Annotated in this window: 12 protein-coding genes and 1 pseudogene; 8 read left to right on the forward strand and 5 right to left on the reverse strand. The window is 72.7% G+C overall.

The genetic code is table 11. The annotated features are described in order from the left end of the window. Nucleotides 1-85: 85 nt before the first annotated feature. Both ACFZBB_RS06225 and ACFZBB_RS06230 read right to left on the reverse strand, forming a co-directional pair. A complete protein-coding gene (locus tag ACFZBB_RS06225; RefSeq protein ID WP_391118313.1) occupies nt 86-1,129 on the reverse strand; it encodes an alcohol dehydrogenase catalytic domain-containing protein in 1,044 nt (347 codons plus the stop codon). Between the two features lie 93 nt (nt 1,130-1,222). Next, nucleotides 1,223-4,858 (reverse strand): alpha-N-acetylglucosaminidase TIM-barrel domain-containing protein, encoded by a 3,636-nt coding sequence (locus ACFZBB_RS06230; protein ID WP_391118316.1) that lies wholly within the window; start codon nt 4,856-4,858, stop codon nt 1,223-1,225. A 412-nt stretch (nt 4,859-5,270) separates the two neighbouring features. On the opposite strand from ACFZBB_RS06230, the pseudogene ACFZBB_RS06235 reads away from it, so the two are divergent. Next, nucleotides 5,271-5,642: pseudogene (locus ACFZBB_RS06235) on the forward strand (DUF2255 family protein). A gap of 48 nt (nt 5,643-5,690) precedes the next feature. On the opposite strand, the gene ACFZBB_RS06240 reads toward ACFZBB_RS06235, so the two are convergent. The 3 genes from ACFZBB_RS06240 to ACFZBB_RS06250 all read right to left on the reverse strand — a co-directional run bounded on the left by ACFZBB_RS06240 (nt 5,691) and on the right by ACFZBB_RS06250 (nt 7,952). Then, nucleotides 5,691-6,143, reverse strand: a complete 453-nt coding sequence (locus tag ACFZBB_RS06240) for an aldo/keto reductase (protein WP_391118507.1) — start codon at nt 6,141-6,143, stop codon at nt 5,691-5,693. Between the two features lie 278 nt (nt 6,144-6,421). Continuing rightward, entirely contained in the window at nt 6,422-7,459 is a 1,038-nt protein-coding gene (locus ACFZBB_RS06245; protein WP_391118318.1) for an alcohol dehydrogenase catalytic domain-containing protein, read from the reverse strand. Nucleotides 7,460-7,586: 127 nt separating this feature from the next. Beyond that, nucleotides 7,587-7,952, reverse strand: coding sequence for an alpha-L-rhamnosidase C-terminal domain-containing protein (locus ACFZBB_RS06250; RefSeq protein ID WP_391118320.1), 366 nt, complete (start codon nt 7,950-7,952; stop codon nt 7,587-7,589). Nucleotides 7,953-8,725: 773 nt separating this feature from the next. On the opposite strand from ACFZBB_RS06250, the gene ACFZBB_RS06255 reads away from it, so the two are divergent. The 7 genes from ACFZBB_RS06255 to ACFZBB_RS06285 all read left to right on the forward strand — a co-directional run bounded on the left by ACFZBB_RS06255 (nt 8,726) and on the right by ACFZBB_RS06285 (nt 16,346). Continuing rightward, nucleotides 8,726-8,968: a hypothetical protein gene (locus tag ACFZBB_RS06255; RefSeq protein WP_391118322.1), complete on the forward strand. Its 243-nt coding sequence runs from the start codon at nt 8,726-8,728 to the stop codon at nt 8,966-8,968. 204 nt (nt 8,969-9,172) lie between these two features. Beyond that, entirely contained in the window at nt 9,173-10,099 is a 927-nt protein-coding gene (locus ACFZBB_RS06260; RefSeq protein WP_391118324.1) for a hypothetical protein, read from the forward strand. Between the two features lie 521 nt (nt 10,100-10,620). Then, nucleotides 10,621-11,361 (forward strand): hypothetical protein, encoded by a 741-nt coding sequence (locus ACFZBB_RS06265; RefSeq protein ID WP_391118326.1) that lies wholly within the window; start codon nt 10,621-10,623, stop codon nt 11,359-11,361. A 247-nt stretch (nt 11,362-11,608) separates the two neighbouring features. Further along, nucleotides 11,609-12,346 carry a GPP34 family phosphoprotein gene (locus ACFZBB_RS06270; protein WP_391118328.1) on the forward strand — a complete coding sequence of 246 codons (738 nt, stop codon included), beginning with the start codon at nt 11,609-11,611 and terminating at the stop codon, nt 12,344-12,346. A gap of 125 nt (nt 12,347-12,471) precedes the next feature. Next, nucleotides 12,472-12,732, forward strand: a complete 261-nt coding sequence (locus ACFZBB_RS06275) for a DUF5133 domain-containing protein (RefSeq protein WP_355349105.1) — start codon at nt 12,472-12,474, stop codon at nt 12,730-12,732. Between the two features lie 131 nt (nt 12,733-12,863). Continuing rightward, nucleotides 12,864-13,046 carry a hypothetical protein gene (locus ACFZBB_RS06280; protein ID WP_391118331.1) on the forward strand — a complete coding sequence of 61 codons (183 nt, stop codon included), beginning with the start codon at nt 12,864-12,866 and terminating at the stop codon, nt 13,044-13,046. Nucleotides 13,047-13,394: 348 nt separating this feature from the next. Next, the gene (locus ACFZBB_RS06285; RefSeq protein ID WP_391118333.1) at nt 13,395-16,346 is read left to right on the forward strand and encodes a trehalase family glycosidase; all 2,952 of its coding nucleotides are present in this window, start codon (nt 13,395-13,397) and stop codon (nt 16,344-16,346) included. The last annotated feature ends 148 nt before the right edge of the window (nt 16,347-16,494 follow it).

The following is a 16,494-nucleotide window of genomic DNA, read 5'->3' on the forward strand; positions in this document are numbered from 1 at the left end:
AGCCCGCGCCCGCGCCTATTCCGCCGAGCCCGTGCCTATAGCGTCGCGCCCTTACCCGCCGAGCCCGGGCCCACCGCGTCCGCGCTCACTTCTTCTGTGGCGTGATCACGGTGACGCCGCCGGCCGACCCGTCGCTGAGGGCGGCCAGCGCGCCCGGCGCCGCGTCCAGGCCGATGACCGAGCCGACCAGCAGATCGGGGCGGAGCGTCCCGGCCGCGACCAGCCGCATCATCTCCGGATACGCGTGCGCGGCCATGCCGTGGCTGCCCAGAATCTCCAGTTCGAGCGCGAGCACCCGGTCCATGGGGACGGCGACACCGCCCGACGGCAGCAACCCGACCTGCACATGCCTGCCCCGCCGCCGCAGCCCCGCCACGGAGGCCGCACAGGTGCCGGGGGAGCCGAGCGCGTCGACCGAGACATGCGCCCCGCCGTCGGTCGCCGCGCGGACCGCCTCCGCCGTGTCGACATCGGACCGCGAGGCGTCGACACCCACCGAGGCACCGAACTTCCGTGCCAGGCCGAGGGCTTGGGCCGAGGTGTCCACCGCCACCACGCGTGCCCCGCAGGCCACCGCGATCATCACCGCCGACAGGCCGACCCCGCCGCAGCCGATCACCGCCACCCACTCGCCCGGCCGCGTACGGCCTTGCGCGACCACCGCGCGGTACGCGGTGGCGAAGCGGCAGCCGAGGGACGCGGCGGTCGCGTACGCCATGGCGTCGGGCAGCCCCACCAGGTTGACGTCCGCGTGCGGGACGGCGACGTACTCCGCGAAGGAGCCCCAGTAGGTGAAGCCCGGCTGCTCCTGCCGCTCGCACACCTGCTGATCCCCGCGGGCGCAGGCGCCGCAGCTCCCGCAGGCGCAGACGAACGGCACGGTCACCCGGTCGCCGACCCGCCACCGGCTCACCCCGGGACCCACCTCCTCGATCCGGCCCGCGAATTCATGACCCGGCACATGCGGCAGCGTGATCCCGTCGTCATGCCCGAGCCACCCGTGCCAGTCGCTGCGGCACAGCCCCGTCGCCTCCACCCGTACGACCACCCCGTCGGGCGGACATGCCGGATCGGCCACCTCCCGAACCTCCGGCACCCGCCCGAATTCCTCGAACACCACAGCCCGCACGCCCGCCACCACCTTGCCGTCACATCAGTCGTTCCGCCCTGCCGTTCCGCCCTACCCTCGCGCACGGCCGCACCTCGCCGCACCCCGTGGGCGTCAGGCCGCGCCGGTGACGGTGACCTCGGTGAGGTGGAAGGAGGTGTTGGCGGTGTTGCTGAGTCCGTCGACACGGATGTAGCGCGCCGCGGCGGTGAGAGAGAACGTGTCACCGGCGTCCGTGGCGACCGCGGCGGTGTTCTTGCCACCGAGGGCGAACCAGTGGACGCCGTCCACGCTGCCGGCCAACGTATAGGTGTAGGCGCGCTTGCCGTCCACGTAATTGCGGACGTTGACCGACGACAGGTCGTGGGCCGCGCCGAGGTCGACCTGCCACCAGGTGTCGCCGCCGGCCATCGCGCTCGCCCAGTACGTCTTGTTGGTGCGGTCGCCGTCGACCGCCGCGGAGGGCGGGCTGCCCGCCTCGTAGGACAGGGCGGTCGTCGGCCTGCCGAGGCTCAGTACGGTGTCGCCCGAGGTGTCCCGTGCGGTGAACGGTGCCAGCGTCAGCCCGTCGAAGCGCGCGGCGCCCTGGCGGTGGGTGGACGCGTTGACCGCGGAGAAGAGCAGACCGGCGTCCTCGGCGGGCGCGGCGCCGGGCAGCGGCGCCGATCCCACCCGGGTCCAGTCGGTGCCGTCCTGGCTGCACCAGCCGGTGAAGGTGTCGCCTTCGCGGCTGATCCGCAGGTGGACTGGGCCGGTGAATCCGCCGCTCGACGCGGAGTGCTCAAGGGTTCCGTTGCCGTCGGCGTCCCACATGAACACGCAGCCGTGCTCCGGCGTGACGGCCAGATCGGCGTAGCCGGGGCTTCCCGGCCGCGCGAGGTCCGCGCGCACGACGAGTCCGGCCCGCGCCCAGGGGCCGCTGTCGTCCTGCTCCAGCACCTCCGTGCCGACGGCCTGCCCGGGCGTCAGCCACCGCGGGCGGTAGACGGCGCCGTACTGGTCGGTGGACGCGCCGATGTCCGCGCCGCCCCCTGCCATGCCGAACACGTCGCCGTGCTGGGCGAAGGCGATCGACGCGGAGGCAGCGGAGGACGCCGTGCGATACGGCTCTGCCACCGGTCCTGACACCAGGACGTCGGTCGTGTCGGTCGCGGTCGCCGACACCGCGTTGTCGGATCCGCCCGACGACCAGCGCACGGTCGCCGTCAGACGCGCCAGATCGGCGGGTGCGGCGCCACTCGGAATCGTCACGTCCCAGGCGGCGGTGACCGTTCCGCCCGCGGGCACCGACGGCGTGGAACCGCCGACCGGGCGGACGGTGTAGCCGCCCGGCGCGGTCAGCGCGAAGCTCGCGGTGCCGGTGGGCCACAGGGCGTTGTCGTTGGTGAAGGCCGCGGCCAGCCGTACGGTCGCGCCGGGCGGCCCGGCCTTCGGGTCCGCTGCCAGGTCCACGTGCCCCGCCGGGTACGCGGCGACCTTCCGCGCCTGCTGATAGGCGTCGTCGGTGGGCGTGCTCCGATAGCGCGCCACCTTGTGGACCCATGTCGAGGCGACGGCGCGCCAGTCGACGGCCCGCGGCGGACCGCCGGTGCTGAGCGCGGTGCGAAGCGAGTCGAAGAACGTCCGCCAGCGCGCCCCGTAGTAGTCACCGACCAGGCCGTTCCACTCGCGCCCCGCGTAGTCCTGGATCGGATGGGTCTCCGTCCAGTCGCTGACCAGCGTGCGCAGGTCGTACTCGAGGCGCTTGGCCTCCGCGGGAGTCGGCGCCTGCGCGGCGGCCTCCTTCTGCCAGACGCCGAACAGCGACGTGCCGTCGGCGCCCAGCAGCGCGTCCAGCAGATTCAGCTCGGTCATCCACTGCCCGCTGAGCGCGTCGAAGGCGGCCGTGTCGCGGGCGGTGTACGCCTGGCGGATCCGCGGCAGCAGCGTCCGGGTGTCGTTGGACAGCACCTGACGGCCGAGGTCCACGAGGTCGTACGTGTACGCGGTGCTGCCGCGCGACGGCTGTCCCACCTGGAGGAGTTCGCCGAACGCGCGCTGGACGTCCTTCGGGTCGTACGGGACCGAACCCGCCGTCGCGGACAGACCGGGCTGGACCGAGAAGATGCTGCTGGTGTGCCTGGTCCCGGTGTCGCCCGGCCACGAGTACGCCGTACGGCCCAGGATCTGCCAGGCCGCCACCGCGTGCGGGTCGGCGGCCCCGTAGCGCGCCGTGGCGTACGCGGCCATCCAGGTGTCCATGTCGACCGCCGACGACTCCCACGCCAGATCGGCGAAGAACTCCACGGCCACCGGATTGTTGTCGATCGCCTCCGGCATCAACGCGATACCGCTCAGGGCCGTGCCGGGCTTGGCGAGCCACGCATGGAACTTCGTGTTCCACAGCGCCATGCTCGCGCCCATGTTGGTGTTGCCGCCGAAGTTCCAGATCGTGCCGAAGGCGTACGGGGTGCCGAGGTAGTCCTGATCGCGGTCGGTCGCGCCCGTGGTGTCGGAGTTGCCGTCGAGGACGAGCATGCGGGAGGTGTCGACGGCCCGAAGGGTCTCCTCGCGCGGGTTGCTCTCCCAGCCGAGGATGGCCCAGATCGCTCCGGGGTGGGCCCGGTCGAGGGCGTTCTGTACGGCCCGGGAGGCGTCGCCGATGTTGACGTCGCCCGCCTGGCCGCCCTCGTGCAGCAGGTCCATCTTGTACATCGAGCTGTCGCCGAACAGCTTGCTCTGCTCGCTGTAGAACGCGTCGGCGACCTGGCCGAACAGCGCCGTCGTCGGGTCCAGCCAGTCGGACCGGGGAAAGCCGTTCCAGGTTCCCTGCGCGATCACATGGGCTCCCGCGTTCTTCGCGGCGAAGCCCGGCGGGACGGTGCCGAAGTAGCCGGGCAGCACCGGAGTGAGGCCGAGCTGCCGCAGATAGCCGGTCATCCGGCGGCCGAGCGTCACCCGCTGGTCGAGGAGCTGCGCGCTGATCGGGCCGTTCTCGCAGCACATGTTCTGGAGCAGCCACCACGGCTGGTGGCCGGGCTGCGGGATCCAGGCGCGCATCTCGGCGTCGGAGTAGCCGAAGCGCTGGAAGGTCTTGTCGTAGACGGCCTCCTGCCCCTCGTAGACCAGCATCTCGTTGATCCCGTCGAGCGCCAGCACGTCGATCCGCCGCTGCCACTGCTGCCAGGTCAGATACGCGCCCGCGTACCCCTCGTCGGTGTCGTTGAGGGCGAAACGGTGGACGACGTTCGCGGACCGGCCGATGGGGGAGGACGGCAGCGGCAGCTGGTCGGGCAGCCGCAGTTGCTCCCCGTTGAGCGAGATGTCGGCGTGGGCGACGACGCGCAGGTACTGGCCGAGTCCGGCGAGGAGCGTGCCCGGAGTGGTGCCGCTGATCCGCACCCGCCCGCCCGCCGCCTCGATCAGATAGCGGTCCTGGCCCGACCCTGCGGCGATGCCCCGCAGGTCGATCTGGCGCGCGAGATCGGGGCCGAGCAGCCGCGTGACGGCGGCTTCGGCGACCGAGGTGTCGACGGCGGAGGGCACGGCGAGTGTCGCCGTCCGGACCTTCCCCGTCGTCGCGTCACTCCCGGTCGGAAGCTCCCTGGGCCCGTTCGACGCGTTCGGCCCGCTCGTTCCGGCGGACGCGGCGGGTCCTGCCACGACGGCGCCCGTCACGAGGGCCAGGAGGGTTGCCAGGACGGTGAGGAACGCCCTGGCGCGTAAGGATCGGCCGCTGACGGCACGCGGGGCGAAGAGACGTGTGGACACGGATCTCTTTCCTGTCGAGGACCGGAACCGTAGGCAAACCGCTCGCAGAGTGAACTCCCCACCCGCCCGTCCGTCAACAGGTACCACTTCCGTCACAGGGAGCTGATCTGACGCGCCGTAGGCGACGGCCGCTCAGGAGCCATGTCGCCGGTCTCTCTCCCCCGCCGCTGTGACACGCGCTTGGAGGGGAGCCCTGTCGCACCCCCGCTGGCCGTCCCCCGGCAGATCTCGGCCTTCCTGGCGCGGGCGAGGCGGGGCCACAGTGGCGCGCGTCCCCGCACCCGTCGGTCCGACCGGGCGCCCTCCTCGGATGGCGTGCTCCTCGCGCGCGGTGAACGGTGAACGTGACGGCCGGCGACTCGGCCGGACCGAGCACCGGCGCGCGGCTCGACGTGACGGAGAGGGAACGACGATGGCGGACTGGAACGCGTCGGATCTGACGAAGATCGCCGAGGCCGAGGAGCTGAACCTCGCCTCCGAACGGGCCGACGGCGCCCTGCGCGATCCGGTGACCATGTGGGTGGTCCGCTCGGGCGACCGGCTGTACGTCCGCTCGGTCAAGGGCACCGACGGCCCGTGATACCGGGGGACCCAGGCCCGGCACCAGGGCCGTATCGACGCCGGTGGCGTACGCAGGGACGTCACCTTCCACGAGGCGGAATCCGGCGAGTACGCGGAGGTGGACGCCGCCTACCGGCAAAAGCACGGGCACTTCGCGAGCATCGTCGAGCACGTACTGACCGACCGGGCCCGCGCCTCCACCCTCATCCTCGAACCGCGCTGAGCGGCCCACCGGCACTCGCCCTCGCCTCGCACGAGACGCTGTTCCGGCTCAGTAGCCCGAGGCCGAGCCGTAGTACGTCGGCTCGCGCAGCGTGTAGTGCTCCTCCAGCGCCGTGACCTCCTCGTCGGTGAGGTGGACGTCGAGCGCGGCGGCCGCGTCGGTGAGGTGGTGGGGCTTGGTGGCGCCGACGATCGGCGAGGTCACCACCGGGTTGTGCAGGACCCAGGCCATCGCGACCTGCGCCATCGAGATGCCGCGGGACTCGGCGATGGTCTGCACGGCGTCGACCGTGCCCTTGTCGCTGTCGAGGAACAGCGGCCTGCCCGAGGAGTCGGTGGTCGGGTTCTGCCCGCCGCGGGTCGTGCTCCGGTCGCCCCACGGCCGGGTGACCAGACCCCCGGCGAGCGGCGACCAGGGCAGGCAGCCCACGCCCTCGTCGGCCAGCAGCGGGAATATCTCACGCTCTTCCTCACGCGCGATCAGGCTGTACTGGTCCTGCATGGACACGAACGGCGTCCACCCGTGCGCCCGCGCCGTGTTACTGCATCTTCGAGAACTGCCACGCCCACATCGAGGCCTCGGGGCCGTCCAACGCCCAGCCGCGGCCGGTGCCCGACCGCCCGAAGCTCTGCACCCCAGGGTGATACGGCTGATCTTGGGTCCTGAGCTTCCCAGGTTCGTGTACTCCATGGGTCCATCGAATACCCGGAGCACGTGAAGAGGGAGGCCGTGACACGGCCTCCCTCCGTCCCTCCCGCATCGCTCCCGCGGGGGAGCGGCTACGGGATGACGAGCGATTTGAGCGCGGTGCGCTCGTCCATGGCCCGGTACGCCTCGGGTACGTCCTCCAGCGACACGGTCCGGTCGAAGACCCGGCCGGGGTCGACCGTGCCGTCCAGCACCCCGGGCAGCAGCTCCTCGATGTAGGCGCGCACGGGAGCCGGGCCACCGGTCAGGGTGACATTGGGGCCGAAGAGGCTGCCGAAACCGACCGGTGCGTTCGCGTACTGCGGGACGCCGACCCGGCTGATCACTCCGCCGGGGCGGACGACCCCGACGGCCGTCTCGTACGCGGGCATGTGGCCGACCGCCTCCAGGACGGCGCGGGTGCCGTGTCCGCCGGTCAGTTCGCGGACCTTGGCGATCCCCTCCTCGCCGCGCTCGGCGACGACGTCGGTGGCGCCGAATTCACGGCCCAGGTCGGTGCGGACCTTGTGGCGGCCCATCAGGATGACGCGCTCGGCGCCGAGCCGTCTGGCGGACAGCACCGCGAGCAGGCCCACGGCCCCGTCACCGATGACGGTGACGCTGTCGCCGGGACGTACCCGCGCCTGCTTGGCGGCGTGATGGCCGGTGCCGTACACGTCGGCCAGCGTCAGCAGCGACGGCAGCAGCGCGGTGTCGACTCCGGTGGGCAGCTTGACCAGGGTGCCCTGGGCCTGCGGTACGCGGACCGCCTCGGCCTGGGCGCCGCCGACGCCGCCCGCCGCGAAGAAGCCGCCGTGCGGGCACGAGGTGTGCAGGCCCGCGCGGCAGAATTCGCAGGTGTTGTCGGCGAAGGCGAACGGGGAGACCACCAGGTCGCCCACGCTCAGTCCCGAGACCTCGGCGCCCAGGTCCTCGACGACGCCCAGGAACTCGTGTCCCATGGGGACCGGGCCGTCCGTGGCGGACAGGCTGTGGAAGGGGTGCAGGTCACTGCCGCACACACAGGAACGGACGACGCGTACGACGGCGTCGGTGGGCTGCTCGATCGTCGGGTCCGGCGCGTCCTGCACGCGCACGTCCCCGGCCTTGTACATGAACGTTGCCCGCATGGGGGTACGTCTCGCTCTCTGCCTGGAAGGGTGCATTCGCAGACCTGCTGATCAGGTCCCTTTCAGCGTCGCACCCACGCGCGGACGGGCCCAGGGAGAGATCTCTCCCCCCTAGGGCCGGGAGCGGTCATGGCCGGGGCGCGGGGGGAGTACGGGAGCGAGAACTCATGGCGTCCCGAGCCACGCCGAAGGGCGCCCGGCCGTCTGGGAGGCGTACCTCGGCGCGGGTGTTCGGCGGGACCACGGCCGTGACGGTGAGGGCGCCGCCCTCGGTCCGCCAGCCGGCCTCCGCCCTTCCGTACGGCGTCTCGTGCGCGGCGGGGGCCCAGGTGAGACCGGCGCCTGGCACGGGCGCGAGGCGGATGTGCCGCCAGCCGGGGGAGGCGGTGGCGAGCCCGGCGACCGTGCGGTGCAGCCAGTCGGCGACGGCGCCGAGCGCGTAGTGGTTGAACGACGTCATCCCGCCCGGATTGACGGAGCCGTCCGGAAGCATGGAGTCCCAGTGCTCCCACACCGTGCGCGCAGCAACGCCGCGTCGCCGAACCGCTGATACGGCGTCCACGGCAGCAGCACCGCCACATCGCCCCACAGCGCGGACTTCCCGTCGGACGGGAAGTCCGCGGGCAGCGCTTCGGGCACCACGAGCGGCGGTACGCGGTCGGGGCGGCGACACCCGCGCGGGGGGTGCCGGGCTCGACGACCCCGATCTCGTATCCGCTCTGCGTCCGGTCCGGGCGCTCGGTGACCGTCCGCCAGCTCAGCCGCGGGCGACTCTCGCCGGTCCCGAACGGCTCGCGACGGTGTTCGACGGTCGGTGCCTCGACCTCCGCCGCGCCCACGGCCCGCGGCGGGGCCGCCGCGGCCGTCATGCCCGCGCCCCGGCCGCGCTGCCGCGCTCACACAACGACGGGGCGGCGGCGGGCGGATGACCGGGGCGCGGGGACACCGAGCATGTGGGCGGCCGGCGGGGAATCGGGTCCTCCTCGGCCGGCTCTGGCGCACGAGCCCGCCAGTCGGGGCGGCTCGCAGCGGTGCGCGCCCCATGATGCCGGGAACACCTGCCCGCGGGCGGTACGGAACGGGAAGCGGCGGCGGCCGGGTCCGGCAGGGGCGCTCGCCGCCGACCAGCGCCGTCGCGCCGCGCTCGCGGATTCGCACGCCGGACGCGGTCAGGGGACATCGACCTGGAAAACGTGCGCGAGCCGCAGTGCGGAACGTAGTCTCGAACACGTGAGTCGGCTGACGGGTGTTGAGCAAGAAGAGTGCGTGCGGTGCGCGGAGCTGGAGGCCCGGTTCAGGGATCCGTCGACCGTCAACCCCGGTGCGTATCTTTACGGTTGGGCCACTCACCAGCTCGACGACCACGACGCCAAGCCGGAACCCCTGCCCGACTGCCCCGAATGCGGCAAGTACGCGGCCGGACCCGGCACCGTCCACGCGCGGGTCTGGCAGCGCTGGGCGCAGACGCACTACATGCAGTGCACGCTCGCCCCGTACTGGAAGCCGTAGCGGGAGCCCGGCGGAAACCGTTCGCACCGCCACTGAGCTGGGAAAACAGCGTGCTGGAAGTCGGCTGCGGCGGGCTCCGGGACGGTCCCAAATGGCGCAATATGGACATATCGGATGTCATGGTACTAAGCGTGTGTCTCTCGTGACGCACAGCGACCGCCGGGGAAGTCTCACCCCTGGTAGTTCGGCAAAGGAATACGCACCATGTCATCTGATCCCAGCTCATCCCCCGACGAGCGATCTCCCATAGCCACGCGCGACGAGCCCAGGCACACCCTGCTCCGCACCGCGGCGACCACCCGCCCACTGGCCGAAGTGGCCAGTCTGGTCAACCTCCTCAAGCAGAACGGCGAGTCGCCGAGTCCGGCCGACGAGGCACTGCGGCTGGCCGCCGTGTCCCGACCGGTCGACGAGGTACGGCAGTTGGTCGTCCTGCTCAACGAACCGCCGCACGCGGACGGCGAGGCCGGTACGACCCTGCGCGCGGCGGCGACGGGCCGTCCCATCGAGGACGTCGCCCACCTGGTCACCATCTTCGGCCCGGAGAGCGACGGCTCGCCGATCCGCGGCCCGGAGCCGACCGGCCCCGACACGTCAGGGCACGCCTGGCCGGAACAGCGACCCGAGGGGGAGGGGCAGGGGCCCGACGAGCCGCCCGCCGCGGGCGCAGGCGCGGGCCGCCTCGCCGGGCGCCGCCCCGGCTCGGGCCCCGCGCGGACCCGCCGGGCGGCGCCCGCCCTGGCCTCCGTCCTGCGCTGGCCCGCCGCCGTCGCGCTCCTCGCGGTCGCCGCGATCCACCTGCCCACCGACATCGCGGGCCTGCGCGCCGGCGACCTCGCGGCGGGTGTATCCCTGGCCATCACCGTCCTCTGCCTGGTCCTGGCGGTCATGCTGACCGTGCAGGACACGGTCTGGACGTGGGCGGCCAGCGCGACCGCGGCCGTGGGCACGGTGGTGCTCCACTCGCTCGCCGCCGGCTTCGGGCCCGTGCACCTGCTCAGGGACAGCCTCGGCCGGTCCTTCGCCGGGTCCACCACAACGGTGCTGGCCTGCGCCGCGGTGGCGGCGGCCCTGGCGGGCTCCGCTCTGCTCCGCAGGCACAAGCCCGCAGTCGCCGCGACCGACGCCTGACGGCCCGCAGGCGGTGCCAGAGGGCTGACGCCCGGCCGGTGCCGCCACGAATGGCGGCGGTCATTCGCCCGTCGGCGTGCGTGCCGCCGCCACGTGTGCCAAGGTAGGAGAGGTCCCGCAGCCACCCCCCCCCGGCTGCGGGGCCTTTGCTTGTCCGTGCCGAGGGTCCCGCGACGCGACGTCACGGCCCTCGGACGCGCCCTGTGCGGACGCACGTCCTCCGCATACGCGTACGAACCGACACACCCCTGCCCCGGCCCCCGCGCCGGGGCATCGTGCTGCCGCCCCGGCCCCCGCCGGGCCCCGTCACGCGCCCCCGCCGCGCCCCGTCCTCCCCGTCCTCCCGCGCCGCCTGGACGATTCGGGCGTTGCCGGGGCACGACAGGGCGTACGGTCACTGGTGCGCCGAGCGGGGCGGCGGCGACAATCTGCTGACCAGGCGATCGACGTGTGCAGCGCACGACGGGCCACACCAACGCGCACCGCCGGACGCACGACCGGGCGCACCGCGAGGAGCAGCCGTGATATCCGAGCCGGAACTGACGGGCGGACTCGACGAGCCCACGCCCGCGGACATGGTCTCCGACGGGGACCCCGCCCCTCGGCCGGCCCTCTTCGGCCCGGGCGGCAGGCGCCTGTGGGCGGTCGGCCTCGGCGGCGCCCTCGTCGCGTCCGCCGCGTGGGCGGGCGGCCTGTACGCGTACGGCCCGCGGCACAGCGGCGCACCGGACATGCACGGCTACGTCCTGCACGGCAGCCCGTGCGCGGGACTCACCCTCAAGCCGCTCACCGACGCGCTCAAGGCCACCGACACCCAGACCGTCTCACCCGCGGTGGTCCACCTCGGCCCCGCGCTCGACCAGATCCGCTGCACGATCGAGACCACGTCACCGATTCCGCTGCACGGCGGCACGGCGCGTTACGAGGTGGTCGTCGGCATCGACCTGCACAAGGCGACCGACCCGGCCGCCGAATTCGAGGACCAGCGCGATCTCGACACAGCCGACCTCATCCCCGTCACGACCACCGAATCCGTCCCCGACCTCGGGGACAAGGCGTACTTCCTCACCATCAACGCGGGGTCGCAGCAGCTCAAAGTCCTCGACGGCGGCGCGGTGTTCACCATCACCCTCAACGGCTACAACTACCTCGCCACCAGCGTGGACGGGCAGCAGGGCGACAGCACCTCCGAGACCGACCTGCGGGCGTACCAGCCCGCGCTGATCGCCACGGTGCGCAATGTGATGAAGGGGCAGAAGTAGCGGGCCCGGCGGCGGTGACGTCCCGGACGGACATGACAGTCGGGGCGGACGCGGCGGTCGCGCCGACGCGGGCCCTCGCCCCTATCGGGTGTCCTTGAGAGCCCCGCCGCGGGAGTACCCGCCGGGGCGCGGTCGCGTTGGGTAGTTTTGTGGCACGTCCTTCACAGCGGTCCAGGCCGGACCGCCTCCGGGCCGGCGACCGCCGTCCGGCGGCCCGGCCGCGCCGCCCACGATGCGGAGCCGCGCGATGACCACACCACGAGACCTGATCGTCGTCGCCATGGACGTGCCGCCCGACCTCCTCGTGGACCGCGGCGACCTCTCCCTCGCCCTGGCCGGGGCCGAGCTGATCGACCTCATCGCGGCGAAGGAGCTGACGCTGCGCGGCGACCGGGTGGTGCCCGTACCCCGGCCGGAGGGCGAGCGGCGCACCGCGGACCGGCTGCTGGAGGAGGCGCTGACGGCGTACGAGACGGCGACGCGCTCCGCGGAGGCCGCCGACCGCGACCCGGACAGGCCGACGGATAAGGCGGCGGACAGGCCGACGGGCAAGCAGGCGGCACCGGCCGCGGAGAGCGGCACGGACGACGATTCGGGGGAGCGCGTCGAGGACTGGCTGTGGCGCCGGGGCCGGGGCCTGCCGACCGCGTACATCGCCGCGCTCGAAGAGGACGGCACGCTGGTTCCCGAGCGGCACCGGCGCTGGGGCCTGCTCCCCACCAGCCGACGCGTCCTCGCCGACACGCCGGGTCGGCGCCGGGCGGCCCAGCACTGGGCGTCGGACGCGCCGGTCCTCAGGGCGCTCGCCACCCTCATCGGGGTCAAGGGCGACGAGCCGCCGCCGGACGAGGTCCCCACGGGCAGTCCGTCGCGGGTGGTGCTGCGCGCACTCCGGCACGCCGTCGAGGAGTTGGCCGAGGAGCGCCGTCTGCGCACCACCCGACTCGACCGCGCCAACGCCACCTACCGCAGCCGCGGTTACTGACGGTCTGACGGTCGGTCACCCGCTCCCGATCAATCACGATTCGGGGGAGTGGACGGGCTGTTACGGGGTAGGCGACTCTTGCCCCGTGACACGGGGTGAGCAATTTTCCACGAGAGGCTGTGACGATGTCGGCCCACCCTGCCGCGCTGCGTGAACTGGTCGAGCGGTACGAGCACTTGAATTCCCAGAGCCCCGAGGTCCGCTCCGAGCCGCGGATTCGCGACCTCCTGCGTGACACCGCCTACACACTGTGCGTGGCGACCGGCACCGGCGAGATCGGCGCCGCGCTGGCCGCCGCCCGCGCCCTGCTCGCCGAAGCCGGGGACACCGAGGCGCTGGACGACGAGGCCGGAGACGCGACCACCGCCCTCGAAGCGGCGGCTTAGGGCCCCTCCTGAACCCCACGTCACCTCCAGAACCTCACGTCACCTCCCGCGCCCACGGGCGGCGGTACGCGGACCGGCACATACCAGCTCCAAACCCGTTGTGAACCGGCCCGACGGGGCACACTCACCGCATGGCTGATCTTGACGACGACCCGGTGATGGACTGCGCCGAATGCGGGCGCACCAGCGACTGGAACCCCACGACCTTCTGCTCGTGGGCATGCTTCGACACCGAGCCGCGGCCGGGCGCACCCGAGGCGATGGCGTACTTCACCGGCACGGCCCCCGAGGACCCGGCCGACAGCGAGGAGTGAAGGGCCGCCGGCGCGCTGCCCGGACCTCCCGCTCCGCCCCCCCCGCGTCCCGGCGTGCCGACAAGGCGGTCTCAGGCCGCCGCCCGCGCGTCCTGGCATGCCGCGCGCCGATCAGGAGGCCGCCAGCCCGCCCCGCCATGCCGTCCTGCCCACCGCGATACGAGCCCGGCCCGCCCCTGACGTGACGCTCGCGGCCACCCCCTGACGCGACGGCCGCGCCCGCCCCCGTGTCCGATCCCTTGACGCGCGGGAGAGCGCTCTCATATGTTCCCCACGCACCGTCCGAATGAAACGATTCACTCGCGTCTGCCGTTGAGTCACCCCCCACCTCGCACGGAGGCCGGAGCCATGTCCTTCCCCCACCCGCCGGGGCGACGATCGCCCTTATCCGCGTCCCGCCGCTTCAGGGTCGCGCTGTTCCTCGCGACCTTGTGCGCCGCCGTCGGCCTGTCGACCACGCCGCCCGCGTCCGCCGATGCCCGCACCTCCGATGCCCCTACCGCCGCCGCCCCCACCGGGCTCGCCGGCCGGTCGGCGGGCGACGCGTACATCTACGCCCCGCACAGCAGGACGCTCGCCCCGGTCGCGATCAAGGGCACGTCCGGGTCCGTCACCTCACCGGGGAATGTGCTGTCGGGCGCCTCGACCCGCATCTCCGGGACGAACGCGTATCTGGTCCTCGACTTCGGCAAGGAGGTCGGCGGGCTGGTGACGCTGAGATTCGCCGGGGCGAGCGGCAGCGGGCAGCGGGTCGGCCTGGCCTTCAGCGAGTCGTCGCTGTACGTCGGCCCGGTCAGCGATCTGAGCAGCGGCACCGTGTACTCCGGTTCCGGCACCGACGGCGCGCTGACCGCGACCGTCGACGGCGCGGGCACGTACACCATGCCGACCGACAAACTGCGCGGCGGCTTCCGCTACTTGACGGTCTTCATGGGGACGTCCGGCTGGGTGGACCTCAACGGGGTCTCGCTGGCGTTCACCGGCGCGGCCGGGATGAGCGACCCCGCCGCGTACACCAACTACTTCTATTCGAGCGACCCGCTGCTGAACAGGATCTGGTACGCCGGGGCCTACACCGTCCAGATGGACACGATCGCGCCCGACACCGGCCGCGCCTATCCGCCGCCCGCCTCCGGGTGGGAGAACAACGCCGTGATCGGCACGGGAGCGGGCATCCTCAGCGACGGCGCCAAGCGCGACCGCGCGGTCTGGCCCGGCGACCTCGGTGTGTCGACGCCCACCGAATACGTCTCGACCCATGACATCGCGTCCACCAAGAACGCTCTCAACAGCCTCTACCAGCACCAGAATTCCTCGACCGGGGAGCTGGAGTACGGCGGCCCGGCCGTCAACTTCTACGGCTCCGACACCTATCACACGTGGACGCTCATCGGGTCGGCGTCGTACTACACCTACTCCGCCGACAAGGCGTGGCTGGACTCGGTGTGGAGCCGCTACCGGCTCGGCATGTCCTTCATCACCGCGAAGATCGACGGCAACGGCCTGCTGAACGTCACCGGGACCAACGACTGGGCGCGCGGCGGCCAGGGCGGCGAGAACATCGAGGCCAACGCGCTGCTCTACGCGGCCCTCACCAGCGGCGCGACGCTCGCGTCCGTCGAGGGGGACACGGCGGACGCCACCGCCTGGCGTCAGCGAGCGGCCACCGTGAAGTCCGCCGTCAACCAGCGGCTCTGGAACGGCGCGGTCGGCCTCTACCGCGACAATCCGACCAGCACGCTCTATCCGCAGGACGGCAACTCGCTCGCGGTCTGGTACGGGCTGACCGACGGCGCGGACAAGGACACCGCCATCGCGCACGCGCTCGCCGCCCGGTGGAACGACCACGGCGCGGCCAGCCCAGAGAAGGACGGCGGCGCCATCGGCACCTTCCCCGGATCGATGGAGGTCCAGGCCCACTTCGCGGCCGACGACGACATCAACGCGCTGGCCCTGATCCGCCGCGAGTGGGGCTACATGCTGGGCAGCCCCACGGGCACGGGAAGTACGTTCTGGGAGGGGTTCCGCTCCGACGGGTCCTTCGACTACGGCGGCACGTACATGAGCCTGGCGCACGGCTGGGGGACCGGACCGACCTCCGCCCTCACCTTCTATCTGCTGGGCCTGTCCCCGACCGGCACCGCGGCCTACGACTTCGTGCCGCACCCCGGCGACCTCGCCCACACCGAGGGCACCGTCACCATGCCGCAGGGCACGGTGACGGGCTCCTGGGACCGCGACACGGCCGCGGGCACCCTGACCGAGTCGCTGACGAGCCCGGCGGGGACCACCGGCCGGATCGGCGTACCCACCAACGGCTCCGCCGACGCCACCGTCACCGTCAACGGCGCCACGGTGTGGAGCGGTGGCGCCTTCCACGCGGGCGCGGGCATCAACGGCGGGTCGAGCGACGGCCGTTACGTCTATCTCACGGGCGTCCCCGCCGGGACGTACGCGGTGTCCGCCACCGGCCTCGGCGCCCCCGTGCCCTTCGCCACCTCGGTCGCGGGCACGACGCTGCCGGCCGGCTACACCCTGTGCGCCGTCGAGGGCGGCACCTGCACCCCGTCCGGCAGCCAGGTCATGGCCTACGGCGCGGGCACGTACGCCTACCGGTCCGTCAGCGGCGCGACGCTCTGCGCCGCCTCCGCCTTCGGCGGCGCCGACCCGGCCTACGGTGTACTGAAGTCCTGCTATCTCGCCCCAACCGGCGGCCCCGCGGGCTACACCTCGTGCGCGGCTGAGAAGGGGACCTGCGCGGTCAGCGGCACCCGGGAGGTCGCCTACGGCGCGAACGGCGCCTTCCGCTTCCAGGTGGTCACCGGCAGCGTCGCCTGCACCAACGACGCCTTCGGCACCGACCCGTTGTACAACACGGCGAAGAGCTGCTGGGCCGCCCCGACCGGGCCGCCCGCGGGCAACTGGACGCAGTGTGCGGCCGAGAAGTCCGTCTGCGCGGCCACCGGATCGCAACCCGTCGCGTACGGCGCCGCGGGCGCGTTCTGGACCGGCCGCTCCAACGGCGCGACGACCTGCGGCAACGACACGATGGGGGTCGACCCGGTCTTCGGCGTGGCCAAGAGCTGCTACACGTACGCGGGCGCCCCGCCCGGCTATCCGGCGATCTGCTCGGCGGAGAACGGCAGTTGCGCCTTCACCGGCCGCAGGACCGTGGCGTACGGGGCGGCGGGCGACTACCTCTACGCGACGTTCACCGGGGGCACGCCCTGCACCACCGCGGCCTTCGGCGGCGGTGACCCGATCCCGAACGTCGCCAAATCCTGCTACCTGACCTCGTAGGGCGAACCCAAGCGGCGGACCGCGCAGGGGAGTTGCGAAACCACGCAAGTGGAATCCATGCATCCTGCGCGGTCATTTCTCGACCACGTCTTCCCCAAGGCGAACTGACGAAGGCAAAGCGGAGGTAGAGACTTCGCCCCGTCCCTGT

The organism is Streptomyces sp. NPDC008139 (assembly GCF_042957025.1).
Classification (GTDB): domain Bacteria; phylum Actinomycetota; class Actinomycetes; order Streptomycetales; family Streptomycetaceae; genus Actinacidiphila.